Source organism: Inquilinus limosus (assembly GCF_002195995.1).
In the GTDB taxonomy this organism is placed as follows: Bacteria; Pseudomonadota; Alphaproteobacteria; order DSM-16000; family Inquilinaceae; genus Inquilinus; species Inquilinus limosus_C.
Genome location: NZ_NHON01000096.1, coordinates 1 through 23,593 on the forward strand (window position 1 = coordinate 1; position 23,593 = coordinate 23,593).

The 23,593-nt window shown below is 69.9% G+C and carries 22 protein-coding genes and 1 pseudogene; 12 read left to right on the forward strand and 11 right to left on the reverse strand.

The annotated features are described in order from the left end of the window. Positions 1 to 110 (forward strand): annotated as a pseudogene (locus BWR60_RS38405) (IS110 family transposase); the annotation flags it as partial. 108 nt (positions 111 to 218) lie between these two features. Here the strand turns inward: BWR60_RS38405 and BWR60_RS30295 are convergent. Both BWR60_RS30295 and BWR60_RS30300 read right to left on the reverse strand, forming a co-directional pair. Next, on the reverse strand, positions 219 to 1,163 hold the full coding sequence (locus tag BWR60_RS30295) for a shikimate dehydrogenase family protein (protein WP_088156056.1): 945 nt from the start codon (positions 1,161 to 1,163) through the stop codon (positions 219 to 221). Between the two features lie 3 nt (positions 1,164 to 1,166). Further along, positions 1,167 to 1,790 (reverse strand): glucose-6-phosphate isomerase, encoded by a 624-nt coding sequence (locus BWR60_RS30300; RefSeq protein WP_088156058.1) that lies wholly within the window; start codon positions 1,788 to 1,790, stop codon positions 1,167 to 1,169. A 168-nt stretch (positions 1,791 to 1,958) separates the two neighbouring features. Between BWR60_RS30300 and BWR60_RS30305 the strand changes: the two genes are divergently transcribed. The 4 genes from BWR60_RS30305 to BWR60_RS30320 all read left to right on the forward strand — a co-directional run bounded on the left by BWR60_RS30305 (position 1,959) and on the right by BWR60_RS30320 (position 7,095). After that, positions 1,959 to 2,924 carry a substrate-binding domain-containing protein gene (locus BWR60_RS30305; protein ID WP_088156060.1) on the forward strand — a complete coding sequence of 322 codons (966 nt, stop codon included), beginning with the start codon at positions 1,959 to 1,961 and terminating at the stop codon, positions 2,922 to 2,924. A gap of 153 nt (positions 2,925 to 3,077) precedes the next feature. After that, the gene (locus BWR60_RS30310) at positions 3,078 to 4,583 is read left to right on the forward strand and encodes a sugar ABC transporter ATP-binding protein (protein WP_088156062.1); all 1,506 of its coding nucleotides are present in this window, start codon (positions 3,078 to 3,080) and stop codon (positions 4,581 to 4,583) included. Between the two features lie 2 nt (positions 4,584 to 4,585). Next, complete coding sequence (locus BWR60_RS30315; protein WP_088156064.1) at positions 4,586 to 5,572, forward strand: ABC transporter permease; 987 nt, start codon at positions 4,586 to 4,588, stop codon at positions 5,570 to 5,572. Between the two features lie 20 nt (positions 5,573 to 5,592). After that, complete coding sequence (locus BWR60_RS30320) at positions 5,593 to 7,095, forward strand: xylulokinase (RefSeq protein ID WP_088156066.1); 1,503 nt, start codon at positions 5,593 to 5,595, stop codon at positions 7,093 to 7,095. 163 nt (positions 7,096 to 7,258) lie between these two features. On the opposite strand, the gene BWR60_RS30325 is transcribed toward BWR60_RS30320, so the two are convergent. Beyond that, the gene (locus BWR60_RS30325; RefSeq protein ID WP_088156068.1) at positions 7,259 to 8,095 is read right to left on the reverse strand and encodes an aldo/keto reductase; all 837 of its coding nucleotides are present in this window, start codon (positions 8,093 to 8,095) and stop codon (positions 7,259 to 7,261) included. Positions 8,096 to 8,280: 185 nt separating this feature from the next. On the opposite strand from BWR60_RS30325, the gene BWR60_RS30330 reads away from it, so the two are divergent. After that, positions 8,281 to 9,183, forward strand: a complete 903-nt coding sequence (locus BWR60_RS30330) for an NAD-dependent epimerase/dehydratase family protein (RefSeq protein WP_088156097.1) — start codon at positions 8,281 to 8,283, stop codon at positions 9,181 to 9,183. 190 nt (positions 9,184 to 9,373) lie between these two features. On the opposite strand, the gene BWR60_RS30335 is transcribed toward BWR60_RS30330, so the two are convergent. Both BWR60_RS30335 and lpxA read right to left on the reverse strand, forming a co-directional pair. Then, positions 9,374 to 9,838, reverse strand: coding sequence for an SRPBCC family protein (locus BWR60_RS30335; protein ID WP_088156070.1), 465 nt, complete (start codon positions 9,836 to 9,838; stop codon positions 9,374 to 9,376). A gap of 61 nt (positions 9,839 to 9,899) precedes the next feature. After that, the gene (lpxA, locus tag BWR60_RS30340; RefSeq protein WP_088156072.1) at positions 9,900 to 10,679 is read right to left on the reverse strand and encodes an acyl-ACP--UDP-N-acetylglucosamine O-acyltransferase; all 780 of its coding nucleotides are present in this window, start codon (positions 10,677 to 10,679) and stop codon (positions 9,900 to 9,902) included. Between the two features lie 185 nt (positions 10,680 to 10,864). On the opposite strand from lpxA, the gene BWR60_RS30345 reads away from it, so the two are divergent. Beyond that, positions 10,865 to 11,476, forward strand: a complete 612-nt coding sequence (locus BWR60_RS30345) for a LysE family translocator (protein WP_088156074.1) — start codon at positions 10,865 to 10,867, stop codon at positions 11,474 to 11,476. 175 nt (positions 11,477 to 11,651) lie between these two features. Here BWR60_RS30345 and BWR60_RS30350 read toward each other — a convergent pair whose 3' ends face one another. The 6 genes from BWR60_RS30350 to BWR60_RS30375 form a co-directional block, all read right to left on the reverse strand. After that, positions 11,652 to 12,773: a DegT/DnrJ/EryC1/StrS family aminotransferase gene (locus BWR60_RS30350; protein ID WP_088156076.1), complete on the reverse strand. Its 1,122-nt coding sequence runs from the start codon at positions 12,771 to 12,773 to the stop codon at positions 11,652 to 11,654. Positions 12,774 to 12,861: 88 nt separating this feature from the next. Then, positions 12,862 to 13,302, reverse strand: coding sequence for a helix-turn-helix domain-containing protein (locus BWR60_RS30355; RefSeq protein ID WP_088156078.1), 441 nt, complete (start codon positions 13,300 to 13,302; stop codon positions 12,862 to 12,864). 172 nt (positions 13,303 to 13,474) lie between these two features. Further along, the gene (locus BWR60_RS30360; protein WP_088156080.1) at positions 13,475 to 15,574 is read right to left on the reverse strand and encodes an ABC transporter ATP-binding protein; all 2,100 of its coding nucleotides are present in this window, start codon (positions 15,572 to 15,574) and stop codon (positions 13,475 to 13,477) included. Positions 15,575 to 15,578: 4 nt separating this feature from the next. After that, entirely contained in the window at positions 15,579 to 16,469 is an 891-nt protein-coding gene (locus tag BWR60_RS30365; protein WP_088156082.1) for an ABC transporter permease, read from the reverse strand. A gap of 9 nt (positions 16,470 to 16,478) precedes the next feature. Beyond that, positions 16,479 to 17,411 carry an ABC transporter permease gene (locus BWR60_RS30370; protein ID WP_088156084.1) on the reverse strand — a complete coding sequence of 311 codons (933 nt, stop codon included), beginning with the start codon at positions 17,409 to 17,411 and terminating at the stop codon, positions 16,479 to 16,481. 274 nt (positions 17,412 to 17,685) lie between these two features. Continuing rightward, positions 17,686 to 19,353 carry an ABC transporter substrate-binding protein gene (locus tag BWR60_RS30375; protein WP_088156085.1) on the reverse strand — a complete coding sequence of 556 codons (1,668 nt, stop codon included), beginning with the start codon at positions 19,351 to 19,353 and terminating at the stop codon, positions 17,686 to 17,688. Between the two features lie 317 nt (positions 19,354 to 19,670). On the opposite strand from BWR60_RS30375, the gene BWR60_RS30380 reads away from it, so the two are divergent. The 5 genes from BWR60_RS30380 to BWR60_RS30400 are packed head-to-tail and all read left to right on the forward strand — an operon-like array spanning position 19,671 to position 23,542. Next, positions 19,671 to 20,312, forward strand: a complete 642-nt coding sequence (locus BWR60_RS30380; RefSeq protein WP_088156087.1) for an NUDIX domain-containing protein — start codon at positions 19,671 to 19,673, stop codon at positions 20,310 to 20,312. A gap of 41 nt (positions 20,313 to 20,353) precedes the next feature. Continuing rightward, entirely contained in the window at positions 20,354 to 21,382 is a 1,029-nt protein-coding gene (locus tag BWR60_RS30385) for a cysteine synthase A (protein ID WP_088156089.1), read from the forward strand. After that, positions 21,379 to 22,104 carry an alanyl-tRNA editing protein gene (locus BWR60_RS30390; RefSeq protein ID WP_088156091.1) on the forward strand — a complete coding sequence of 242 codons (726 nt, stop codon included), beginning with the start codon at positions 21,379 to 21,381 and terminating at the stop codon, positions 22,102 to 22,104. The genes BWR60_RS30385 and BWR60_RS30390 overlap by 4 nt, the downstream gene beginning before the upstream one ends. Further along, positions 22,101 to 22,961 carry a 3-mercaptopyruvate sulfurtransferase gene (sseA, locus tag BWR60_RS30395; RefSeq protein ID WP_088156093.1) on the forward strand — a complete coding sequence of 287 codons (861 nt, stop codon included), beginning with the start codon at positions 22,101 to 22,103 and terminating at the stop codon, positions 22,959 to 22,961. The genes BWR60_RS30390 and sseA overlap by 4 nt, the downstream gene beginning before the upstream one ends. Further along, on the forward strand, positions 22,958 to 23,542 hold the full coding sequence (locus BWR60_RS30400; RefSeq protein ID WP_088156095.1) for a GNAT family N-acetyltransferase: 585 nt from the start codon (positions 22,958 to 22,960) through the stop codon (positions 23,540 to 23,542). The genes sseA and BWR60_RS30400 overlap by 4 nt, the downstream gene beginning before the upstream one ends. Positions 23,543 to 23,593 lie beyond the last annotated feature (51 nt).

A 23,593-nucleotide genomic window follows, 5' to 3' on the forward strand; every position in this document is an offset into this window, starting at 1 on the left:
ACGCCGGCAAAAAGCCCAAGGTCGCCATCGTCGCCGTCATGCGCCGGATGCTCACCATCCTCAACGCCATGCTCAGGGACAACGCACCGTGGCAAAACCACGCCGCATGACACCTCTCTCCCAAGACAGTTGCTACCCCCCTCCCGCAGGGGGAGGGGGGACTCGATTGGTGCGGGTCGGGAGAGCGATCCTCCACATCCAAGCAACCCTGGTCCCCCCTACCCCTTCGCCGCCTCGGCGGCGATGCGGGACAGCTCGTCGAAGCGCGGGCCCGATGTCGGGATCGGGATGTGGAAGACCTCGGCGATCACCTGGGTCCAGCCATGGATGAAATAGGTCCAGCCATCCTCGACCGTCAGGCCGCGCGCCGCCTGCTGCCGCTTTGCCTGGTCCAGGAACACCAGGTCGCCGCGGTAGTTCAGGTCCCAGGCCAGCCCGCCCTGCGGGAACTGCCCGGCATCGGTCAGCGGCGACCCCGGCGCGTCCTTGCCCAGGCCGGTGGCGTTGACCACCACCGATCCCGGCTTCAACCCGGCCAGCACCGAATCGTTGTCGGCCGGGGCCGGCGCCAGCACATAGTCGACCGGCACATCGGCACCCATCTCGCCATGGATGCGCTTGATCTCCTCCAGCCGCGCCGGGCTGCGGTTCGAGACCACGATCCGCGACGGCCGGTCGCGCCGGGCCTGCATCGCGTGCCAGGTCAGGGCAATGGTCGAGCCGCCGGCGCCGATCGAGAACAGCTCCGCCCCGCTGCGGGCGAAATGGCCCTCCGGCACGAAGGCGTCGAAGGCGAGGCCGGAGGAGATCGGGTCCTTGGCGTGGCAGACCAGCCGGCCCTCGGCCTTGGAGATGCAACTGGTCTCGCCCATCAGCGCCGCATGCGGGCCGATGACATCGAACAGGTCACGGCAGGCGTGGAACAGGTCGATCTTGTGGGTGGTGACCAGCGCGCCGAGCGACAGCTTGTCGTCGCGCAGGAAGGAAACCGCCGCGCGATAGGCCGCCGGGTCGGCATGCAGCGGGAAGTCGATGCCGCGGATCACGGCATCTGTCAGGCCGAGCGCGCGGGCCCAGGCCGGGAACACCTTCATGATCGAGCTTTTGCCGGTGGTGACGCCGATGAAGTAGAGCGTCGGCCGGGTGGCGGGCTGGTAGGTCATGGCTCAGGCTCCGGCGAACAGGGCGTCGATCTGCGCCTGCGGCCGCGGCCGGTAGTCCGGGTTGTCGACCGCGACCCAGCCGCCGGCGCCGTCGTCGAGAATGCGCTGCCGCATGCCGCCGGCCTGCTCGATGATGCCGTAATCCTGCCCGGCATCGGCCGGGTAGCAGAAGCTCATCACCAGCGCCTCGTCCCCGATATTGACCGAGCGGTGGATCCAGTAAGGAGGCACGTAGCAGATGGCGCGCGGCTCGATCTCGACGATGCGGATCTCGCCGGTCGGCGATTCCATCAGCATCAGGCCGCGCCCGGCCTCGCCAGTATAGATCTCCGGCCGGTCGGCCTTCGCGTGAATGTGGCCGCGGGTCAGGAAGAACTCCCGCCCGATCCGCCCCGGCACCATGCGGGTGACGCCGAAGATCAGGTCGCCGGATTCGGCGGAGGGCCGGTAGTCCTGCACCTCGTAGACGATGCGGTCGCCCTCCCCCGCCACCGCCGCCGCGAAGGCCGCCGCGTCGCCATACAGGCCGGACAGGTCGGAGAGCCGCTTGACGTAGCGGCCGGTCGCCCCGGCGAGGGCCCCGTCGGTCACGCCGATGACGCATCGCCCCGGCTCGCGCAGCTGCATGGTTCGCTCCGATTCTCGTAGCAAAACTACGGATTGAAGATGAATGAGCCAGTTTCAGCGCTGTTTCAAGCGCCGATCCAGGCAGAATCGGATTGACCATCCCGCCATTCGGTACTTTAACTACCAAACCGGGTCGGCACAGGCCCGGACACCCAAGGGAGGATCCGGATGTTGAAGACCGCGTTGACGGCCTGCCTGGCCACGACCGCCCTCCTGATCGGCAGCGCCCAGGCGGCGGACTGCATGATCGGCATCTCGATGAAGACGCTGAACGCGCCCTATTTCGCGGCGCAGGAGGCCGCGGCCAAGGACCAGGCCGCCAAGGCCGGCTGCCAGGTGGCCACGGCCGACGCCCAGAACGACATGGGCAAGCAGATCGGCGATGTCGAGGACATGGTGTCCAAGGGCGTCAACCTGCTGATCATCAACGCCGCCGACCCGCAGGGGCTGGTGCCCGCCATCAACGCCGCCGCCGCGGCCGGGGTGAAGGTGGTGGCGATCGACAGCACGGTCGACCCCAAGGCCAAGTACATCACGCTGATCCAGTCCTCGAACGACCAGAACGGCTTCCAGGTCGGCCAGTGGCTGGCGCAATCGTCCCAGGGCAAGGCGTTGAAGATCGCCCTGATCTCGGGCGAGAAGGGCAATGTCGTCGGGCAGGAGCGCCGGCTGGGCGTGTTCCGCGGCCTGGTCGAGGGCCAGCTGGTGAATGACGGCAAGGTCAGCTTCGCCGTGGTCGGCCAGGGCTGGGGCGGCTGGACGCATGAGGGCGGGCTGAAGGCGATGGAGGACCTGCTGGTCGCCCATCCCGACATCAACGTCGTGCTCGGCGAGAACGATTCCATGGTGCTGGGCGCCCGCAAGGCGCTGGAGGCCGCGGGCAAGACCAAGGACGTGCTGCTGCTGGCCGCCGCCGACGGGCAGAAGGAGGCGCTGCAGCTGATCCAGGAGGGGCAATACGGCGCCACCGGGCTGAACGACCCGGACCTGATCGCCCGCACCGCGGTCGATGTCGGCATGAAGGCGCTGGACGGGTCGCTGCCCGCCGACTTCCCGCGCGTCGACCTGACCACGCCGGCGGCGATCACCAAGGACAATGTCGGCAAGTACTACCGCCCGGATGCGGTGTTCTGAGCAGAGCATCTTCGTGCCGCCTGTCCCGCAACACCGTCATTGCGAGCGTAGCGAAGCAATCCAGGGCCAGTGCGAACCGGCCCCTGGATTGCTTCGTCGGCTTCGCCTCCTCGCAATGACGGTGAAGGAGGGGCAGCGCCCAAAAGGAGCGTCATGACCGATCTGGTGGATCTGCGCGGCATCGCCAAATCCTTCGGCGGCGTCCGGGCGCTGGCCGGGGTCGATTTCACGGTGCGGCCCGGCGAGGTGCATGCACTCCTCGGCGAGAACGGCGCCGGCAAGTCGACGCTGATGCGGGTGCTGGGCGGCGAGATGCGGCCCGATGCCGGCGAGGTGCGGATCGCGGGCCAGCCGGTGCAGTTCGGCGGCCCGCGCGAAGCGCTGGAGCGCGGCATCGCCGTGATCCACCAGGAGCTGGCGCTGGCGCCCGATCTGTCGGTCGCCGAGAACATCTTTCTGCGCGAGCTGCCGGGCGTGATCGCCTGGCCGAAGCTGCACCGCCGGGCCCGCGCCCTGATCGACCGGCTTGGCTTCGACATCGACCCGCGCCGCCCGGTCGGCGACCTGGCCGTAGCCCACCAGCAGGTGGTGGAGATCGCCAAGGCCCTGTCGAGGGATGTCCGCGTCATCGTCTTCGACGAGCCGACGGCGGTGCTGGCGGCCCGCGACGCCGAGCGGCTGCACCGCATCATCGCCGACCTGCGCGGCGCCGGGGTCGGCATCGTCTACATCTCGCACCGGCTGGAGGAGGTGTTCCGCATCGCCGACCGGATGACGGTGATGAAGGACGGCCGCACGGTCGGCACCGTGACGCCTCAGGAGGCCGGGATCGACGACGTCATCCGCATGATGGTCGGCCGGCCGCTGTCGGCGATGTTCGCCGACAAGTCCCGCCGCAAGCCGGGGGCGGAGGCGCTGCGGGTCGAGAATCTCAGCGCCGGCACAAGGGTGCGCGGCGTCAGCTTCGCGGTCAGGGCCGGCGAGATCCTGGGCCTGGGCGGGCTGGTCGGGTCCGGCCGCACCGAGACCGCAAGGCTGATCTTCGGCGCCGACCGGCGCGACGGCGGCGACATCTTCCGCAACAGCCGGAAAGTCTCGATCCGCTCGCCGCTCGACGCGGTGGCGGCCGGGATCGGGCTGGTGCCGGAGGACCGCAAGGGCCAGGGCGTGATCCTGGGCCTGTCGATCCGGGTCAACGCCACCATGGCGCGGCTGAAGCCGGTGGTGAACCCGCTGGGCTTCATCCGCCGCGGCGCCGAGAAGCGGCTGGTCGGCGATCTGGCCGGCAGCCTGCGGGTCAAGGCCGCGGGGGTCGAGGCGCCGGTCTCCAGCCTATCCGGCGGCAACCAGCAGAAGGTGGCGCTGGCCAAGTGGTTCCATGTCGGCGGCGAGGTCATCATCCTCGACGAGCCGACGCGCGGCGTCGATGTCGGCGCCAAGGCCGAGATCTACGCCCTGATCGAGCGCATGGCCGCCGAGGGCAAGGCGGTGATCGTGATCTCGTCGGAGCACCAGGAGCTGTTCGGCCTGTGCGACCGGGTGCTGGTGATGGGCGAAGGCGAGATCCGCGGCGAGCTGCCGCCGGAGCGCTACAGCGAGGAAAACCTGCTGTCGCTGGCGATGACCCGCCGCGACGGCGAGCTGAGGATGGCGGGCTGACGATGACCACCACGACCGCCGGGACGCCGGACAAGCCGCGCAGCCGCACCGATATCGGTGAGCTGTTCCACCGCTACGGCACCTTCTGCATCTTCGTGCTGCTCATCCTCGGCGCGCATCTGCTGTCGCCGGCCTTCCTGACCGAGCGCAATATCATGAACGTGCTGCGCCAGATCTCCGGCACCGGGATCATGGCGGTGGGCATGCTGCTGGTGATCCTGACCCGCGGCATCGACCTGTCGGTCGGGTCGGTCTCGGCGCTGGGCAGCGTGCTGTCGGCGTATCTGGTCGCCACCTGGTCGCCGGAGGCGTCGACCGCGCTAGTGGTGCTGGCCGGAGCCGGCTGCGGCCTGGTCACCGGTATCCTGGTGGCCTATCTGCGGCTGCCGGCCTTCGTCATGACGCTCGCCATGATGACCGCGGCGCGCGGCCTGTCGCTGATCATCTCCAACGGCCAGCCGATCCTGCTGGGCGACAGCGGCCAGGCCTTCACCGATTTCGGCGCCGGCTTCCTGTTCGGCGTGCCGCAGCCGGTGCTGCTGATGTTCGCCGTCTTCATCATCGGCGGCGTGGTGCTGGGCTTCACCAAATTCGGCCGCATCGTCCGGGCTATCGGCTCGAATGAGGAGGCGGTGCGCCTGTCCGGCATCGCCGTGCCGCGCTATGTCTGCGCGGTCTATGTCATCTCCGGCGCGCTGGCGGCGCTGGCCGGCATCATCTCCACCGCCCGGGCGGGGGTCGGGTCGGCGCAGGTCGGCGTCGGGGCCGAGCTGGCGGTGATCGCCGCGGTGGTGATCGGCGGTGCCAGCCTGATGGGCGGGCGCGGCGGCGCGGTCAACACGCTGCTGGGCGCCATGGTGATGGGGGTGATCGGCAACATCATGAACCTGGCCAATGTCCCGGGCTATCATCAGCAGGTCCTGATGGGCGCGATCATCGTGATCGCCGTGCTGCTGCAGCATGGCACGCGCTGGCTGCGCCGTCCTTAGGCCTGCCGCACGGAGCCGACATGACCCGCGACCTCGCCCTTTCGATCGATGTCGGCACCGGCAGCGCGCGGGCGGCGCTGGTCGATGGCGGCGGCCGGATCCTGGCCATCGCCGCGAAGGAGCACGAGCAGATCGTGCCCCAATTCGGCTGGTCGGAGCAGCGGCCGGCCGATTGGTGGGCCGGGGTCGTGCAGTCGGTGCGGACCGTGCTGGACGAGGTGGAGGGCGCCCGAAGCCGCATCGCCGCGGTCTGCGCCTGCGGCCAGATGCACGGCACGGTGCTGGTCGACGACAGCGGCGCCCTGACCCGCGACACCGTCCCGCTGTGGAACGACAAGCGAACGCTGGACCTGGTCGCGGCGTTCGAGCGCGACCACGCGCCGGACAGCTACCTGGCCGAGAGCGGCAACCCGCCGACGCCGGCCTGGCCGGGCTTCAAGCTGGCCTGGATCCGCGACCACGGCCCGGAGGCATACCGCCGGACCGCCGCAGTGATGATGCCGAAGGACTACGTCAATTTCCGCCTGACCGGCGAGATCGCCATGGAGGCGACGGAGGGCTCCTGCAGCTTCCTGATGAACCCGGCGACACGGGGCTGGTCGCCGGCCATGATCGCGCTCATGGGGCTGGACCCGGCCATGCTGCCGCGGCTGCGGTCGCCGCTGGAGATCCTGGGCGGTGTCACCGCAGCGGCGGCGGCCGAGACCGGGCTGCTCGAAGGCACGCCGGTGCTGGTCGGCGGCGCCGACTATCCGATGGCGCTGCTCGGCTCCGGCGCCTGCCGGCCGGGGCTGGTCTCCGACGTCACCGGCACTTCCTCGATCATCACTTTGATCACCGAGGCGCCGCTCTTGGACCCGGAGATCTGCAACGTCGCCACGATCGAGGGCGGCTGGGGGCCGTTCGTGCTGCTGGAGAGCGGCGGCGACGCCATGCGCTGGGCCCGCCGCGCCTTCCATGAGGGGACGCTGGGCTATGCCGAGATCGTCGCCAGGGCGGCCGAGGCCGCGCCGGGCGCCGGCGGCCTGTTCTTCCTGCCCTATCTGGTGGGCGAGCGTCTGGGCGGCCACCGCAATGCCCGGGCGCAGTTCTTCGGCCTCGGCGCCGGCCACGGCCTGGCCGAGCTGCACCGCGCTGTGCTGGAGGGCGTGGCCTTCGCCGTCACCCGTCACATCCGGGTGATGGAGGCGGCGTCGGGCCGGCCGCTGGACCGGCTGATCGCGTCGGGCGGCGGGGCCAAGACCGAGCTGTGGCTCAGGATCAAGGCGAGCGCCACCGGCCTGCCGATCCTGGTGCCGGAGGAGGCGGAATGCGGCGTGGTCGGCTGCGCCGCCATGGTCGCCGCCGCCACCGGCCGGTTCGGCACGGTGCAGGAGGCGGCCGGGGCGTATGTGCGCTACGGCGCCGAGATCGCCCCCGACCCCGCCTGGGCCGAGCGCTATGCCCGGATGCAGCCGGTGTTCGACCGGCTCTACCACCACAGCCAGGCGCTGTATGACGAGTTGGACGGGATCGGGTTGTAGCCGGCCCGACCCAAACCCACCGAGTCCTCCCTCCCCTCGCGGGAGGGGGCTAGGGGGAGGGGGTTGTCGATCAAGGAGAGCAGATGCCGTGGGCCGGTTCTCGCGGCCCGAACCCCCTCCCCCTGCCCCCCTCCCGCAGGGGAGGGGGGACTGGAAAAATGGCTCACTCCACATCCCACTCCGGCGCCAGACCCTCCGGGCTGACCAGGCGGCCGTCGGGGCAGGACAGGGCATGGATCGCGGCCATCTCCTCGGCCGTGAGTGCGAAGTCGAAGATCGCCTGGTTGGTGGCGGCGCGGGCCTCGCTGACCGTCTTCGACAGGGCGACCACCCCCGGCTGCTGCACCAGCCAGCGCAGCACCACCTGGGCCTCGGTCCTGCCGTGGCTTTCCGCGATCGCCTGGATCGCCGGATCGCCGATCACCTTGCCGTCGGCCATGCCGTAATAGGCGGTCACGCTCATCCCGGCCCTGCGGGCCGCCGCCAGCACCGGCGCCTGGCTCAGATACGGATGGTACTCGACCTGGTTGGTCACCAGCGGCGCGGCGCTCAGCGCCTCGGCCTCCGCCATCAGCGCGGTGCTGAAGTTGCTGATGCCGATATGGCGCACCTTGCCGGCGGTCTTGACCTGGTTCAGCGCCCCGATCTGCTCGGCCAGCGGCACCTCCCGGTTCGGCCAGTGCAGCAGCAGCAGGTCGACATGGTCGGTGCCCAGCTTGCGCAGGCTGTCCTCGACCGAGCGCAGGAAGGCGTCGTGCCGGTAGTTCGCCACCCAGACCTTGGTGGTCAGGAACACGTCGTTGCGGGCGATGCCGGAGGCGGCCAAGCCTGCGCCGACCTCGGCCTCGTTGCCGTAGATCTGCGCCGTGTCGATGTGGCGGTAGCCGATCGACAGCACGTGCCGGACCATGCGGGCGGTGTCCGCGCCGTTCATCCGGAAGGTGCCGAAGCCGAGCGCCGGGATTTCGGCGCCATTGGCGGTGACGAGGGGAGCGGTCATGTCGGTGTCCTGTCTGTCCGGTTCGTGTCGGGCCGCAATGTGGTCAGGCGCGGCGGCGGCGATAATCCGGCCGGTCAGATCATGACTTGTGAAGCCGGTTCACAGATGGTTGTCCGGCCGCACGGCTTTCCGAGGCACTCCCCTGCCCTCATCTTCCTGCCATGACCACGGATGAGGGCACGGACATGATCATCTTCCTGACCGGCGCCAGCGGCTATATCGGCGGCGCCGTCGCGCCGCGGCTGATGCGGGACGGGCACCGGATCCGCGGCCTGGTGCGCTCGTCCGAGAAAGCGGACCGGCTGCAGGCGCTCGGCATCGAGCCGGTGCTCGGCGACCTGTCGGACACCGCGCTGCTGGCGCGCGAGGCCAAGGCCGCCGATGCGGTCGTCAACGCCGCCAGCGCCGACGACCGGGCCGCGGTGGAGGCCCTGCTCGACGCGCTGGCCGGCAGCGGCAAACCGTTCCTGCACACCAGCGGCACCAGCGTGGTCGCCGACGACGCCCGCGGCGACTGGGCCTCGGACAAGGTCCATGACGAGGACACGCCGGTCGAGCCGGTGCCGGGCAAGGCGGCGCGGGTCGCCATCGACCGGCTGATCGTCGACGCCGCCGGGCGCGGCGTGCGGTCGGCGGTGCTGTGCAACAGCCTGATCTACGGCACCGGGCCTGGGCTGAACCCGGACAGCGTGCAGATCCCGGCGCTGGTGGCGCAGGCCCGCAAGACCGGGGTGGTCCGTCCTGTCGGGCGCGGCCTGAACATCTGGTCGAACGTGCATGTCGACGACATGGCCGATCTCTACGCCCTGGCGCTGGACCGCGCGCTGGCCGGCGCCTTCTATTACGTCGAGAACGGCGAGGCGTCCTTCGCCGAGGCTGCGGCGGCGATCGCCCGGCGCCTCGGCCTCGGCGCGCCGCAGCCCTGGCCGGCCGACGACGCCATCGCCGAACTGGGCCTCGGCACCGCCGTCTATTCCCTGGGCTCGAACAGTCGGGTGCGCGGCAAGCGGGCCCGGGCGGAGCTGGGCTGGGCGCCGAGGCACGGCTCGCTGATCGAATGGATCGAGACCGAGATGCCCGTGGGTTGAGCACGCATGTCCGAGCATATCGCCTCTCGCGTTTGCCGAGATCCTTTCATAGTTCCCGTCCTCCTCGTCATTGCGAGGAGGCGCAGCCGACGAAGCAATCCAGGGGCCGGTGCGAGCTGCCCCTGGATTGCTTCGCTCCGCTCGCAATGACGGTGTTGGGGGTTGGAAACCTCGGGAGAGCCGCGAGCCTCTACCCCCGCAGATACCGCGCGAAATCCGCCAGGATCAGGGCCCAGCCCTGGGGGGAGGCCATGCCGTCACGCAGCTTCCCGGCCCCGTCGCCATGCCGCTCGAAGTCGCGGTGCTCCAGCTCGATCCGGGTGCCGCTGCCCCCCGGCAGGAAGCGGATCTCGACCTCGCTGGCCCGCGCCTCCGGCTCGGGCTGCCGGTCGGCGCCGACGGCGAAAGACAGCACCAGCCGCGACGGCGGCTCCCAGGCGCGGATCTCGCCCCAGGCGGTCTCCCGGCCGGCGCGGTCGCGCTCGAACCACAGGCCGCCGGCCCTCGGCTCGATCACGGCGGTGTCGAGCTCCGCCCCGGCATAGGTGTAGGCGAGCGGCCACCAGCGGCCGAGCTCGCCGGTGAAAGTCTCGAAGGCGCGGTCCGGCGGCACATCGACGGTGATGCTGGCCCGGACCGGGCTGACGGCAGTCATGGCGTCCTCCTCGAAGATCGGCTTCGAGTCAGCAACAGGCCGAAACGCCGGCCGGTTGCCATCAGGCGGCGACCAGGCCTCGCTTGGTCTCGGACAGGAAGTCCAACATCTCGGCCACGCCCTTGTCGCCGCCATGCTCGTGGCGGATTCGGGCCATCCGCTCCGCCTTCTCCCCCGTGCCGCGGAACAGCATGCGGAAGACGCGGCGCAGGGCCATCACCTCCGGCTCGGTGAAGCCGTGGCGGCGCAGCCCGACCTCGTTCAGCGACACCAGCCGGGCCCGGTCGCCCTGGACCAGGCAGAAGGGCGGCACGTCCTGCGCCACCATGGCGCCGGCGGCGACGAAGGCATGGGCGCCGATGCGGGTGAACTGGTGCACCCCGGCCAGGCCGCTGACATGGACATGATCGCCGACCTCGACATGGCCGGCCAGGGTCGCGGCGTTGGCGAACTGGGAATGGCTGCCGATGCGGCAGTCATGGGCGATGTGCGAGCAGGCCATGAACAGGTTGCCGTCGCCGATCTCGGTCAGCCCGCCGGAGACGCCGACGCCCGGCTGGATGGTGACGTATTCGCGGATGATGTTGTCATGGCCGATGACCAGCCGCGTCTCCTCGCCCTTCCATTTCAGATCCTGCGGCGGCGCGCCGACCGAGGCGAACTGGAAGACCTGGTTGCGATCGCCGATCTCGGTCCGCCCCTCGATCACCGCATGCGGCCCGACCACGCAGTCGCGGCCCAGACGGACTTTCGGCCCGATCACGGCATAGGCGCCGATGCGGGTGCCCTCGCCAATCTCGGCGCCCGGCTCGATGATCGCGGTGCGGTGGATCAAGGTCATGCGGGATTCCGGATGAACACAACAAGTGGCCGGACGGACCGGCACGCCGGCGATTCTGCCGCCCGGGAGGCCAGGGCGGAATTCAAAAATTGTTTCAAATCATTGCGTTGGCGGATGGCGCCGCGATTCTGGCCGGTTCGGCCTCGGCGGCGCATAATCCGACGCGACACTGCGGGAGGACGCCGATGGACCTGTCGACGCTGCTGATCTACGCCTTCACCCTCGGCGTCGCCTGCGCCGTGCCGGGGCCGACCACTGCGGCGCTGGTGGCGCGGGTGCTGGGCCGCGGCAGCCGGGGGGCGCTGGCCTTCTGCGCCGGGCTGATGGCCGGCGACCTGCTGTGGCTGAGCGCCACGGCGCTGGGCCTGGCCATGCTGGCGGCGACGATGCAGCCGGTCTTCATCGTAATCAAATATGCCGGCGCCGCCTATCTGCTGTACCTGGCCTGGCGGCTGTGGACCGCCCCGGCGGCGACGCCCGTGGAGACCCAGCCGGTGCGCGGCGAAGGCCTGCGGCTGTTCCTGACCGGCATCTCGGTCTGCCTCGGCAACCCGAAGACGACGCTGTTCTACCTGGCACTGCTGCCGACCATCATCGACCTGCAGCACCTGAGCTGGATCGGCTTCGGCGAGATCACCGCCACGCTGGTCGTGGTCTACGGCACGGTGCTGGCGGCCTATGTCGTGCTGGCCCTGCGCGCCCGCCGGATGTTCCGGTCCCCGCGGGCGCTGAAGGCGATCAACCGCGTTACCGGCGCGGTGATGGCCGGCGCCGCGGTGGCGGTGGCGACGCGGTAGATCCGGATTTCAGACCGCTCCGAACCTCCCCCTCGCCGTCATTGCGAGGAGACGAAGCCGACGAAGCAATCCAGGGGCCGGTGCGCACCGGCCCCTGGATTGCTTCGCTGCGCTCGCAATGACGGTTCAGGTTTCTGAAAAGGCTCTCGAAACCCTTCGCTGAAGCGACCTCGCCTCAGCTCACCGCCGCGATCACCGCGTCGCAGACGCGGTCGGCGTCGGCTTCGGACAGGAAGGGGTGCATCGGCAGGCTCAGCACCTCGCGGCTCAGCGCCTCGCTGACCGGCAGCGAGCCCTCGCCCTCGCCATGGGCGCGGTAGGCCTCGGCCAGGTGCATCGGCGTCGGGTAGTAGACCGCGGTCGGCACCCCGGCCTCGCCCAGCTTCGCCCGCACCGCATCACGGTTCGCCACCCGGATGGTGTATTGCGCCCAGGCGCAGACCAGCCCGTCCGGCATCACCGGGGTCTGCACCCGGTTCGACAGCCGGGACGAGTAGTGCCGGGCCAGTTTGTCCCGCGCCGCCAGCTCGTCGCCGAAGCTGGGCAGCTTGGCCAGCAGGATCGCCGCCTGGATGGTGTCGAAGCGGGCGTTGAGGCCGACCCGCACTGTGTCGTAGCGGCTCTTGCCCTCGCCATGCACGCGGATCGACTTGAGGATCGCCGCCAGCTCGTCGTCATCGGTGAAGATGGCGCCGCCGTCGCCGTAGCAGCCCAGCGGCTTGGCCGGGTAGAAGCTGGTGGCGGTGACCGGCGCCAGCGACCCGACCGGGCGGCCGTGGAAGGCGCCGCCGAAGCTCTGCGCCGCGTCGTCGATCACGAACAGGCCATGCGCGTCGGCGATCGCCTGCAGCTGCGGGTAATCCACCGGCAGGCCGAACAGGTCGACCGCGATCACCGCCTTGGGCGCCAGCTTGCCGGCGGCCTTGGTGGCGGCGATGCGGCGCTCGAGATCGGCCAGATCGACCAGATAGGTCTGGGGGTCGACATCGACGAAGACCGGTGAGGCGCCGAGCAGCAGGATCGCCTCGGCCGTCGCGGTGAAGGTGAAGGCCGGCACGAAGACGGCGTCGCCCGGGCCGATGTTGCGCGCCATCAGCGGCATGATCAGCGCGTCGGTGCCGCTGGCCACCGTCAGGCAGTGGCGGGTGCCGGCCCGGCGCGCCAGCTCGCCCTCCAGCTCCGCCACCTCCGGTCCCAGGATGTACTGGCCGTGGTCGAGCACCGCATGGATGCGGGCGTCGATCAGGGGCTTCAGGCGGGCGTATTGCTGCTTGAGGTCGACGAAGGGAAGCGACACGGGCAAGCCTCGGCTCTATCGAAGTCAGGGGCTGTGTAGCCCCGCCCCGGCCCCGACGCCAGCCCGAAACGCCGCCCGGCGGTTCGGCTCAGTGCTCGGTCGCGTCCGGCCCGAGCGAGCGCAGCAGGTCGACCAGGCGGCGGCGGACCGTCGCATCCTCGATCCGGTAATAGGCGCGCACCAGCTCCAGCGTCTCGCGGCTGGCGACCATCTCGCTGTCATGCACGGGATGAAGGCCGATGCCGTTCTGGGCGCCGTCGGTCATGCCTTCGAAGAAATAGCCGACCGGGACGTTGAGGATGCGCGTCAGCTGGTGCAGCCGGCTGGCGCTGACGCGGTTGGCGCCGCGCTCGTATTTCTGGATCTGCTGGAACGATACGCCGAAAGCCGCAGCCAGCTTCTCCTGGCTCATGCCCAGAAGGGTGCGGCGCTGGCGCAGTCGGGTGCCGACATGAACATCCACCGGGTCCGGGCCATCTTCCGTGATGGTCTTGCGCCGGCGCAGTCGGTCCGAGCCGCGGGTCGCCATACTGTTACTTCCTCCTGCGGGCCTCGGCCCGACACCGAATGCGATCGCGAACGATCGATCTGGTGCGGTCCCCCAAGATGCCGCAGTGTCGAACCCGGCCCGCCTCATACTATAGTATGTCGCGAGGAACTCGGCCGCAATACCCGCATAAGGCGATTTGCACCAGCCTCCCTTAACCCGCACGCCCCAGCACGGGTTCCACGGCCGCGAGATCCGGCAGCGGAATATGGCATCGGATGACGTGCCCGTCGGCACCGGCGCGCTCCGGCGGCGCCTCGGTCTCGCAGATGCCGCCGAGCTTGCGCGGGCAGCGGGTGTTGAACGGACAGCCCTGCGGCGGGTCCAGCGGGCTGGGCAGCGGCCCTTCCAGGATGATGCGCTTCTTCTCGATCGTCGGGTCGGCCACCGGCACCGCGGCCAGCAGCGCCTCGGTGTAGGGGTGGTAGGGCGGCTGGAAGACGGCGTCGGTCGTCCCCTGCTCCATGATCTGGCCGAGATACATCACCACCACCCGGTCGGCCAGGTAGCGCACCACGCCGAGGTCGTGGCTGATGAACAGCAGCGTGGTGCCGGAGCGGCGCTGGATGTCGACCAGGAGGCCGGTGACCGCCGCCTGGACCGAGACATCGAGGGCCGAGACCGGCTCGTCCGCCACCACCATGGCCGGGGCGCCGGCAAAGGCCCGGGCGATGCCGACGCGCTGCTTCTGCCCGCCGGAGAGCTGGCGCGGCTTGCGGTCGATGAAGGCGCGCGGCAGCTTGACCAGGTCGAGCAGGCGCAGCACCTCCTCCTCCACCTCGCGGCGGCCCTTCTTGACGCCGAATTTGCGGATCACCCGGCCGATCTGCTGGCCCACGCTCATGCTGGGGTTCAGCGTGTCGTTCGGGTTCTGGAACACCATCTGCAGCGAGGACAACAGCTTGGCGTCGCGCTGCTGCACCGGCTTGCGGCCGATATCGGTGCCGCGGAAGGACACGGTGCCGTCGGTCGCCGTCTCCAGCCCCATCAGCACGCGGGCGAAGGTGGACTTGCCGCAGCCGCTCTCGCCGACGATGGCGACGGTCTGGCCGCCGCGGGCCTCGAAGCTGATCGCCTCATTGGCGCGGACATAGCGGGTGCGGTCGCTGCCGAGCAGGGCGGCGATCGAGCTGTCGTAGATCGGGTAGTGCTTGCGCATCGCCGCGACCTCCAGCACCGGATGGTCGTTCGCGACGGCGACGGGCAGAGCCTCGACCGGCGCCGGGACGGGCGGCAGATGCTCGATTTCCTCCCAGCGCAGGCAGCGCACGCCGCGGGTCTCGCTGGCCGGCAGCATCGGCACCGGCGCCGCGTCGCAGCGCCCGGCCTGGAAATGGTCGCAGCGCGGCCCGAACCAGCAGCCCTGCGGCCGGGCCTGCGGCAGCGGCAGCTGGCCGCGGATCGGCACCAGCGGCCGGCTGGTCTTGTCCCGCCCCGGCGTCGGGATGCAGCCGAACAGGCCCTGGGTGTAGGGGTGGCGCGGCGCGGCGAAGATCTGGTCGATCGTCCCCTCCTCCACCGCCTGGCCGGCATACATGACGCAGACCCGGTCGCAGGTCTCGCGGATCAGCCCGAGATTGTGGCTGATGTAGAGCATGGCGGTGCCGAGCGTCCGGCCCAGCTCGGCGATCAGGTCGACGATGCCGGCCTCGACCGTGACGTCCAGCGCCGTGGTCGGCTCGTCCAGCAGCAGCAGCGATGGGTTGGACAGCAGCGCCATGGCGATGACCACACGCTGCTGCTGGCCGCCGGAGATCTGGTGCGGATAGGCCTGCATCACCCGGGCGGGGTCGCCCAGCCGCACGCGGCCCAGCATGTCCTGCGCCCGGGCCAGCGCCTGCTCGCGGGTGCAGCCGGGCTCGTGGCACAGCGGCACCTCGGCCAGCTGGTCGCCGATCCTGAGCGCCGGGTTCAGCGCCGCCATCGGCTCCTGGTAAACCATGGCGATCTCGGCGCCGCGGATCCGCCGCAGCTCCTCCTCCGACATTGCCATCAGGTCGCGGCCGCGGAACTTCATGCTGCCGCCGGCGATCCGGCCGTTGCGGCCGAGATAGCGCATGATCGCCATTGCCACGGTGGACTTGCCGCAGCCGCTCTCGCCCACCAGGCCGACGCATTCGCCGGGCCGGATGGTCAGCGAGAAATCGACCACCGCCGGGATCTCCGCGGCACGGGTGAGGTAGGAGATCGACAGCTTGTCGATCTCCAGGATTGGGGTGGTGGTGTCGCGCGGCGGGATCACCTCGACCGTCATGCCCTCAATCCTTCAGCGAGATCTCGCGCAGACCGTCGGCCAGCAGGTTCAGGCCGAGGACCAGCGACGAGATGGCGATGCAGGGGAAGACCGTCATCCAGGGCGCGAAAGCGGCCATGGCGCGGGTCTCGTTGACCATGCCGCCCCAGTCCGGGTCCGGCGGCGGCAGGCCGAGGCCGAGGAAGCCCAGCACGCCGATGGTGATGATGGTGTAGCCGAGACGCAGGCAGGCATCGACGATCAGCGGCCCGCGGGCATTCGGCAGGATCTCGACGAACATGATGAAGAGCGAGGATTCGCCCCGGGTCTGCGCCGCGGCGACGTAGTCGCGGTTGCGCAGGTCCAGCGTCAGGCCGCGGACGATGCGCATGATGCCGGGGGCGCTGGCGCAGGTGACCGCCAGCACGATGTTGATGCCGGACGGGCCGAAGGTGGTGATGATGACGACGTAGAGCACCAGGATCGGGAAGGACAGGATGATGTCCCCGATCCGGCTGAGCACATCGTCCCACAGGCCGCGCTTGTAGCCGGCCAAGAGGCCCATGGTGACGCCCAGCGCATAGGCGCAGGCGGTGGCCAGCGGCGCGTAGATCAGCACCCTTCGGGCGCCGTAGATCACCCGGCTGAGGATGTCGCGGCCGAGCTGGTCGGTGCCCAGCCAGAACACGCCGCCATCGGGCGCCACGGTGCCGGGGGGCTTGAACGGCAGCAGGTTCTGGTTCGGCGGGAACGGCGCGATCAGCGGCGCCAGGATCGCCACGGCGACCCAGAACAGCACGATCAGCACGCCGACCATGCCGACCCAGCTCTCCCGCAGCAGCAGCACCGAGCGCAGCGCGCGGAGGATCGGGTTGCGGCCCAGCGAGGAAGGTGGCGGCAGCGAGATCTCGGCCATTCCGACCCCTCAGGTGAAGCGGATGCGCGGGTTGAGGTAGGTGTAGCCGACATCGGCGATGGTCTGCGTCGCCACCGCGACGAAGACCGAGACCATGGCGCAGGCCTGGATCAGGTAGATGTCCTGGTTCAGCGAGGCTTCCAGCAGCAGGGCGCCGAAGCCCTTGTAGCCGAAGAAGGCCTCGACCACGATCACGCCGGACAGGAGCCAGTTGATCTGCAGCACGATCACGGTGAACGGCGCGATCAGCGCGTTGCGCAGGGCATGGCGCATGATCACCCGCTTGTAGGGGATGCCCTTCAGCACCGCGGTGCGGATATAGGGGCTCTGCATCACCTCGGCCATCGAGGCGCGCATCATCCGGGTGACGTAGCCGAAATCGTACAGCACCAGCACCGCGACCGGCATCACCAGCTGCAGGATGTCGAAGCCCTGGTTCATGCCGCTGGTGCCGGGCAGCCATTTCAGCACCAGCACGAACAGGAAGGACAGGAAGGTCGCCGAGGCGAATTCCGGGATCGAGGTGGTGACGATCGACAGCACCGAGATCGAGCGGTCGGTGGCCGAGCCCTCGCGCATGCCGGCGAGGACGCCGAGCACGACCGAGACCGGCACCATGATCAGGAAGACGAAGGCGGCGAGGATCGCGGTGTTCTCCAGCCGCGGCCACAGCACCGACGCCACCGATGTCTTGAACCGCAGGCTGTCGCCGAACTCACCGCTGGCCATGCGGCCGAGCCAGGCGAAGTAGCGCTCGTACCAGGGCGCGAAATAGCCATGCGCCTGGAGCCAGAGCTGGCGCTGCTCCTCCGAGCTGTAGGGGCCGAGGACCTTCACGGCCACCGACGACCCGTTCACCTCGAGGAGGAGGAAGACCAGCAGCGACACCGCCAGCATGGTCAGGATCATGAAGAAGGCGCGCTTGGCGAGGAAGATCAGCATCGCCTGACGGCCTCCTCAAAGCCTTCCGGGGCCGGCTCTTGCGGCACGAACCCCCTCCCCCTGCCCCCCTCCCGCCAGGGGAGGGGGGACTTGGTCTGATTGGGTTTGAGAACCTGCTCTCGCCCCGCACAATCTGAGTCCCCCCTCCCCTCGCGGGAGGGGGCTAGGGGGAGGGGGTTGTCGAGCATAGAGAGCCGACCCGAAGCCGGTTCCGACGGCGCGCGCCCCCTCCCCCTGCGCCCCGGGGACCCGATCGTGCTGGGTGAGAAAGCCCTCACGCCGCGAGCCACACCTTGTCGAGATACATCTCGCGGGCGAAGTGGTAGGCGAAGCCCTGCACCTTGTCCGTGCTGGCGGTGTAGATCTTGAGCCAGAACGGGATGATGCTGATGGCGTCGTCCTGCAGGATCTTCTCGATCTGCTTCACGATCTCCTTGCGCTTCGGCACGTCGATCGTGCCCTGCGCCTGGTTCAGCAGCTTCTCGAACTCCGGGTTGTCATAGCCGCTCTCGTTCCAGGCCGCGCCCTTGCGGTAGGCGACGTCGAGCACCTGGACGCCGAGCGGCCGGGTGGTCCACTGGGTGACGCTGAACGGCCACTTGGTCCAGCGGTCCCAATAGGTGCCGCCGGGCAGGATGTTGACCTTCAGGTTGATGCCCGCCGGCTTCATCATCTCCGACAGCACCACGCCGATCTGGCCTTCCCATTTCGGGTCGTCGACGCAGTTGATCTCGATGTCGATGCCGTTCGGATGGCCGGCGTCGGCCAGCAGCTTCTTGGCCTTGTCGTAGTCCTGCTTCATCGCGCCGAGATCGGTGTATTCCGGATGGATCGGCGCGACGTGGAAGTCCTGGCCGGCGATGCCGAGGCCCTGATAGGCCAGCTGCAGCAGCCGGTCATGGTCGACGCAGGCCTGCACCGCCTGGCGGATGCGCTTGTCGTCGAACGGCTTCTCGGTCACCCGCATGCGGGCGACGCCGACGATCGCCGTGTCCTTGTCATAGACCTTGAAGGTCGGGTTGGCCTGGTAGCCGGGCAGCAGGTTGGGGTCGAGCTTGTACAGGAGGTCGACCTGGCCGGAGGACAGGGCCGCCAGCTCCGCCGCCGGGTCGGCGCCGAGGTCGATGAACTGCAGTTCGTCGACATAGGCGTCGCCGCCCCAATAGCCTTCCTTCCGGGTGAACACCGCGCGCTGGCCGACCGCGTATTCCTTCAGGGTGAAGGGGCCGGTGCCGATCGGGTTCTTGATCAGGTTGGATTCGTGCTTGGTGGCGAAGTCGCGATGGGTGATCAGCGCCGGATAGTCGCCCAGGCTCTCCGGGAAGGACAGCATGGCGTTCTGGAAGTGGAAACGCACCGTGTGGTCGTCCACCCGCTCCAGCGCGTTCGGCGCCATCTTGATGGTGTCGCCGTCCTTCACCGTCAGGCCGGCGAAGCGGCCCTGGTTGGAGGAGCCGGTCTTGCTGTCGAGCCAGCGCTCGAAGGTCTTGATCACGTCATCGGCATTGAAGGCGTCGCCGTTGCTCCACTTCACGTCCTTGCGGAGCGACAGGGTCCAGACCGTGACGTCGTCATTCGCCTCCCACTTCTCGGCCAGGTGGGGGTGCGAGAGGTTGTCGGTGCCGACCCGCACCAGCGGCTCGATCAGCTGCCGCGCGACGTTGCCCTTCTCCGACCAGTCGTAGATGGCCGGGTCGCTGGCATCCATCACGAACATGCCCATCCGCAACGTGCCGCCCTTGCGCGGCGTGTCCTGGGCCAGGGCCTGCGGCACGATCGGCTCGCCAGTCACCACCGAGGCCACGGCATATGCGGCCGGGATCGCCAGGCCGAGCAGCACCGAGCTGCGCAGGAACTCGCGCCGGTCGAGCCTGCCGTCGCGCAGATCCTCGGCCAGCTTCGGAATCGCGACGTGAACCTTTCCCAGATCCTTGATGTCCATCAGGCTCTCCCTGTCGAGACGCTGGAACCACCCTGTGGGGGCGAAGCTTTCTTGTCGTTCTGAAGCCTCGGCCCGCAACGAAGGCCATTAGACGGCCCGCGGGCCATCCACTTGTTTCCCCTGGCGACGGCGAAGCGCCCGTCCGCGACATCGCAGCCCATGGGGCGGCCCACCGGGCCGATGCGGAAGTATCGCGATCGCGACGGCGATGCGTCAAACCCAAATGCCCTCGTCCGGGCCCGCGCCTGCGGCGCGTGGCGCCGTGGCGTTGGCGCGGCGGCCCCGCTATCGTCCGGGCGCCGCCAGCGAGGGAGTGCATGAGAGTGGCCTTCGACAATGACGCCGATGTCGAGCTGATCGAGCGCGGGACGGAGTATGCCGGCTTCTTCCGGCTGGACCGGCTGGTGCTGCGCCACCGCCGCTTCGACGGCGGCTGGACCGCGCCGCTGACGCGCGAGCTGGTGCTGCGCCGCCCGGCCGTCGGCCTCCTGCCCTACGACCCGGTCGCCGACCGGGTGGTGCTGCTAGAGCAGTTCCGGCTGGGCGCCTGGATCGCCGACCGGCCGGGCTGGATGGTCGAGATCCCGGCCGGGCTGATCGATACCGGCGAATCGAAGGAGCATTCGGCCGCCCGCGAGACGCGGGAGGAGACCGGCCTGGATGTCGCCGAGATGCTGCCGATCGGCGAGTTCGCCACCAGCCCCGGCGGCTTCAACGAATGGGTCACCCTGCTCTGCGGCCGGGTGACCGCGCCGGCCGAGCGCAGCCTGCACGGGCTGGCGAGCGAGCAGGAGGACATCCGCATCCTGCCGATGCCGGCGGAGGAGGCGCTGGCGATGCTGGCCGAGGGCCGGATCCAAAACGCCATCACCCTGATCGCCTTGCAGTGGTTCGAGCTGAACCGCGAGTCGCTGCGCCGCCGGTGGGCCTCGCTTGAAGCCGCCGGAAGCGGCCTCTAAGGTCACTGGATGACGCCCGCGATCCACGATTGGGACCGAGCATGAACGACACGCCTTCCCGCCAGATCGTCGACGGCTTCGTCGGCGCCATCGGCAACACGCCGCTGATCCGCCTCTCCCGCCTGTCGGAGGAGACCGGCTGCGAGATCCTGGGCAAGGCGGAGTTCCTGAACCCCGGCGGATCGGTCAAGGACCGGGCGGCGCTGGCGATCATCCGCGACGCCGAGGCGCGCGGCACGCTGAGGCCGGGCGGCACCATCGTCGAGGGCACGGCCGGCAACACCGGCATCGGCCTGGCGCTGGTCGGCCGCGCGCTGGGCTACCGCAGCGTCATCGTGTTGCCGCGGACCCAGAGCCAGGAGAAGAAGGACGCGATCCGCCTGGCCGGGGCCCGGCTGGTCGAGGTCGATGCGGTTCCCTACAAGGACCCGAACAACTACGTCCGCTACTCCGAGCGCCTGGCGGCCGAGCTGGCGCAGACCGAGCCGAACGGCGCGATCTGGGCCAACCAGTTCGACAACGTCGCCAATCGCGACGGCCATTACCGCACCACCGGACCGGAGATCTGGGACCAGACCGGCGGCACGGTCGACGGCTTCACCTGCGCCGTCGGCACCGGCGGCACGCTGGCTGGCATCGCCCTGGCGCTGAAGGAGCGGAACCCGAAGGTGCAGATCGCCCTGACCGACCCGCTGGGGGCGGCGCTGTACAATTGGTACGAGCATGGCGAGCTGAAGGCCGAGGGCAGCTCGATCACCGAGGGCATCGGCCAGGGCCGCGTCACCAAGAACCTCGAGGGCATGCCGCTCGACTGGGCGCAGCAGGCGACCGACGAGGAGGCGCTGCGGATCCTGTTCGGCCTGGCCCGCGAGGAAGGGCTGCTGCTGGGCGGGTCGACCGGCATCAACCTGGCCGGTGCGGTGAAGATGGCGCGGCGGATGGGGCCGGGCCACACCATCGTCACCATCCTGGCCGACCACGGCAGCCGCTATCAGTCCAAGCTCTACAATCCGGATTTCCTGCGCGAGAAGGGATTGCCGGAACCCGACTGGCTGGAGACCAGCGCATGACCGAATTGCTGTTCCGCGACGACGCCTACGCCCGCGAGGCGACCGCCACCGTGGTCGCCGCGACGCCCGAGGGCATCGTCCTGGACCGGACCGTGTTCTACGCCACCGCCGGCGGCCAGCCGGGCGACACCGGCGCGATCCGCTGGGCCGGCGGCGAGGCCGCGGTGGCCGAGGCCCGCAAGGGCGCGACGCCGGACGAGGTCCGCCACCTGGTGGCCGAGGGATCCGCCCTGCCCGCCCCCGGCACGCCGGTCGCGCTGGCGCTGGACTGGGAGCGGCGCTACCGCCACATGCGGATGCATACCGCCCTGCACCTGCTGTGCGTCGCCATCCCCGGTGACGTCACCGGCGGCCAGATCGGCGCCGAGCGCAGCCGGCTGGACTTCAACCTGCCGGGCGACGCGCTGGACGCCGCGGCGATCACCGCCAAGCTGAACGAGCTGGTGGCAGCCGCCCTGCCGATCGAGACCGAGTGGATCACCGATGAGGAGATGGCGGCGCGGCCGGAGCTGGTGCGCACCATGTCGGTGAAGCCGCCGAGCGGCTTCGGCCGCGTCCGGCTGGTGCGGATCGGCGACGCCGCCGGCCCGGTCGACCTGCAGCCCTGCGGCGGCACCCATGTCCGCAACACCTCGGAGATCGGCGCGCTGACGGTCGCCAAGATCGAGAACAAGGGCAAGCAGAACCGCCGGGTCGTCATCACCTTCGCAGGCGAAGCATGAACACCATCGTCTCCACCGCCTGGCTGGCCGACCATCTGAACGATCCGGATGTCCGCATCGTCGACGCCACCTACCACCTGCCGGGCACCAACCGCGACGCCGCGGCCGAATTCGCCGAGGCGCATATCCCGGGCGCGGTGTTCTTCGACGTCGACGACATCGCGGCGCCGGAGAGCAAGGCGCCGGGCGGCCTGCCGCACATGCTGCCGCCGCCGGAGCTGTTCGCCGAGCGGATGGCAGCGCTCGGCATCGGCAATGACAGCTTCGTCGTCTGCTACGACGTGCACGGGCTGATGAGCGCGGCCCGCGCCTGGTGGATGCTGCGCGCCTTCGGCCATGACGGCGTCGCCGTGCTGGATGGCGGGCTGCCGGCCTGGAAGGCCGAGGGCCGGCCGCTGGAGAGCGGCGTGCCGACCCCGGTCCCGGCGCGCTTCACCGCGCATGTCCGGCCGGCGCTGGTGCGCAGCAAGGCCGAGGTGCTGGCCGGCACGGTGGGCACGGTGATCGACGCCCGGGCGCGCGAGCGCTTCGAGGGCGCGGCGCCGGAGCCGCGGCCCGGCCTGCGCGGCGGCCACATCCCGGGCGCGCTGAACCTGCCTTTCGGCGAGCTGCTGGAGCCGGCGACCAAGACCCTGCTGCCGCCCGAGCGGATCGCCGCCCGCTTCGCCGCCGCCGGGCTGCCGGAGAGCGGTCCGGTGACGGCCAGCTGCGGCAGCGGCATCACCGCCTGCGTGCTGGCGCTGGGCCTGCACCGCATCGGCCGCGAGGATGCGGCGGTCTATGACGGGTCCTGGGCCGAATGGGGCATGCCGGGCGACACGCCGGTCGAGACCGGGCCGGCGCGGAACCGGCCATGAGCGCCGCCGGGGCCGCGGGAACGCTGACGGTCACCATCACCCAGCTGGAGATGACGGCCCGGCCGGCGCGCCCGGCCCCGCCGCCGCCTCTGGCCCGTCACCTGCTGATGCGGGCGGAGCCGGCGACCGTCTCCTTCTACCGCTATCTCTACGACACGGTCGGCGCCAACTGGCTGTGGACCGACCGCCGGGAATGGGATGACGAACGGCTGGCCGCGCGGCTGAACGACGAGCGCACCGGCGTCCATGTCCTCTATATCGACGGCGTGCCCGCCGGCTATGGCGAGCTGTTCCAGGAGAGTGCCGAGGTCACGGACCTGGCCTATTTCGGGCTGATGCCGGATTTCATCGGCCGCCGGCTGGGGCCGTTCCTGCTGTGGTCGATGATCGACCTCGCCTGGGTGCGGCCGATCCGGCGGATGACGGTCGACACCTGCACCCTCGACCACCCGAAGGCGCTGGCGCATTACCAGCGCGCCGGCTTCACGCCCTATGCCCAGCGTGTGGTGTACAAGGCCGATCCGCGCCTGATCGGCCTGCTGCCGCGGACCGCCGCGCCGCACATCCCGCTCGCCGGCTGAGGCGGACGAAGCGGGTTCTGCTCTGGCGGCCCGACCCCCCTCCCCCTACCC

Excerpts from the sequence above, each read along its gene's own strand:
- BWR60_RS30390 (WP_088156091.1), top strand. The coding sequence starts at position 21,379 with ATGACCGAATTGCTGTTCCGCGACGACGCCTACGCCCGCGAGGCGACC.
- BWR60_RS30385 (WP_088156089.1), top strand. The coding sequence starts at position 20,354 with ATGAACGACACGCCTTCCCGCCAGATCGTCGACGGCTTCGTCGGCGCC.
- BWR60_RS30310 (WP_088156062.1), top strand. The coding sequence starts at position 3,078 with ATGACCGATCTGGTGGATCTGCGCGGCATCGCCAAATCCTTCGGCGGC.
- BWR60_RS30370 (WP_088156084.1), bottom strand. The coding sequence starts at position 17,411 with ATGCTGATCTTCCTCGCCAAGCGCGCCTTCTTCATGATCCTGACCATG.
- BWR60_RS30380 (WP_088156087.1), top strand. The coding sequence starts at position 19,671 with ATGAGAGTGGCCTTCGACAATGACGCCGATGTCGAGCTGATCGAGCGC.
- BWR60_RS30325 (WP_088156068.1), bottom strand. The coding sequence starts at position 8,095 with ATGACCGCTCCCCTCGTCACCGCCAATGGCGCCGAAATCCCGGCGCTC.
- lpxA (WP_088156072.1), bottom strand. The coding sequence starts at position 10,679 with ATGACCTTGATCCACCGCACCGCGATCATCGAGCCGGGCGCCGAGATT.
- BWR60_RS30355 (WP_088156078.1), bottom strand. The coding sequence starts at position 13,302 with ATGGCGACCCGCGGCTCGGACCGACTGCGCCGGCGCAAGACCATCACG.
- BWR60_RS30315 (WP_088156064.1), top strand. The coding sequence starts at position 4,586 with ATGACCACCACGACCGCCGGGACGCCGGACAAGCCGCGCAGCCGCACC.
- BWR60_RS30305 (WP_088156060.1), top strand. The coding sequence starts at position 1,959 with ATGTTGAAGACCGCGTTGACGGCCTGCCTGGCCACGACCGCCCTCCTG.
- BWR60_RS30300 (WP_088156058.1), bottom strand. The coding sequence starts at position 1,790 with ATGCAGCTGCGCGAGCCGGGGCGATGCGTCATCGGCGTGACCGACGGG.
- BWR60_RS30345 (WP_088156074.1), top strand. The coding sequence starts at position 10,865 with ATGGACCTGTCGACGCTGCTGATCTACGCCTTCACCCTCGGCGTCGCC.
- BWR60_RS30295 (WP_088156056.1), bottom strand. The coding sequence starts at position 1,163 with ATGACCTACCAGCCCGCCACCCGGCCGACGCTCTACTTCATCGGCGTC.
- sseA (WP_088156093.1), top strand. The coding sequence starts at position 22,101 with ATGAACACCATCGTCTCCACCGCCTGGCTGGCCGACCATCTGAACGAT.
- BWR60_RS30360 (WP_088156080.1), bottom strand. The coding sequence starts at position 15,574 with ATGACGGTCGAGGTGATCCCGCCGCGCGACACCACCACCCCAATCCTG.
- BWR60_RS30365 (WP_088156082.1), bottom strand. The coding sequence starts at position 16,469 with ATGGCCGAGATCTCGCTGCCGCCACCTTCCTCGCTGGGCCGCAACCCG.
- BWR60_RS30375 (WP_088156085.1), bottom strand. The coding sequence starts at position 19,353 with ATGGACATCAAGGATCTGGGAAAGGTTCACGTCGCGATTCCGAAGCTG.
- BWR60_RS30320 (WP_088156066.1), top strand. The coding sequence starts at position 5,593 with ATGACCCGCGACCTCGCCCTTTCGATCGATGTCGGCACCGGCAGCGCG.
- BWR60_RS30400 (WP_088156095.1), top strand. The coding sequence starts at position 22,958 with ATGAGCGCCGCCGGGGCCGCGGGAACGCTGACGGTCACCATCACCCAG.
- BWR60_RS30335 (WP_088156070.1), bottom strand. The coding sequence starts at position 9,838 with ATGACTGCCGTCAGCCCGGTCCGGGCCAGCATCACCGTCGATGTGCCG.
- BWR60_RS30330 (WP_088156097.1), top strand. The coding sequence starts at position 8,281 with ATGATCATCTTCCTGACCGGCGCCAGCGGCTATATCGGCGGCGCCGTC.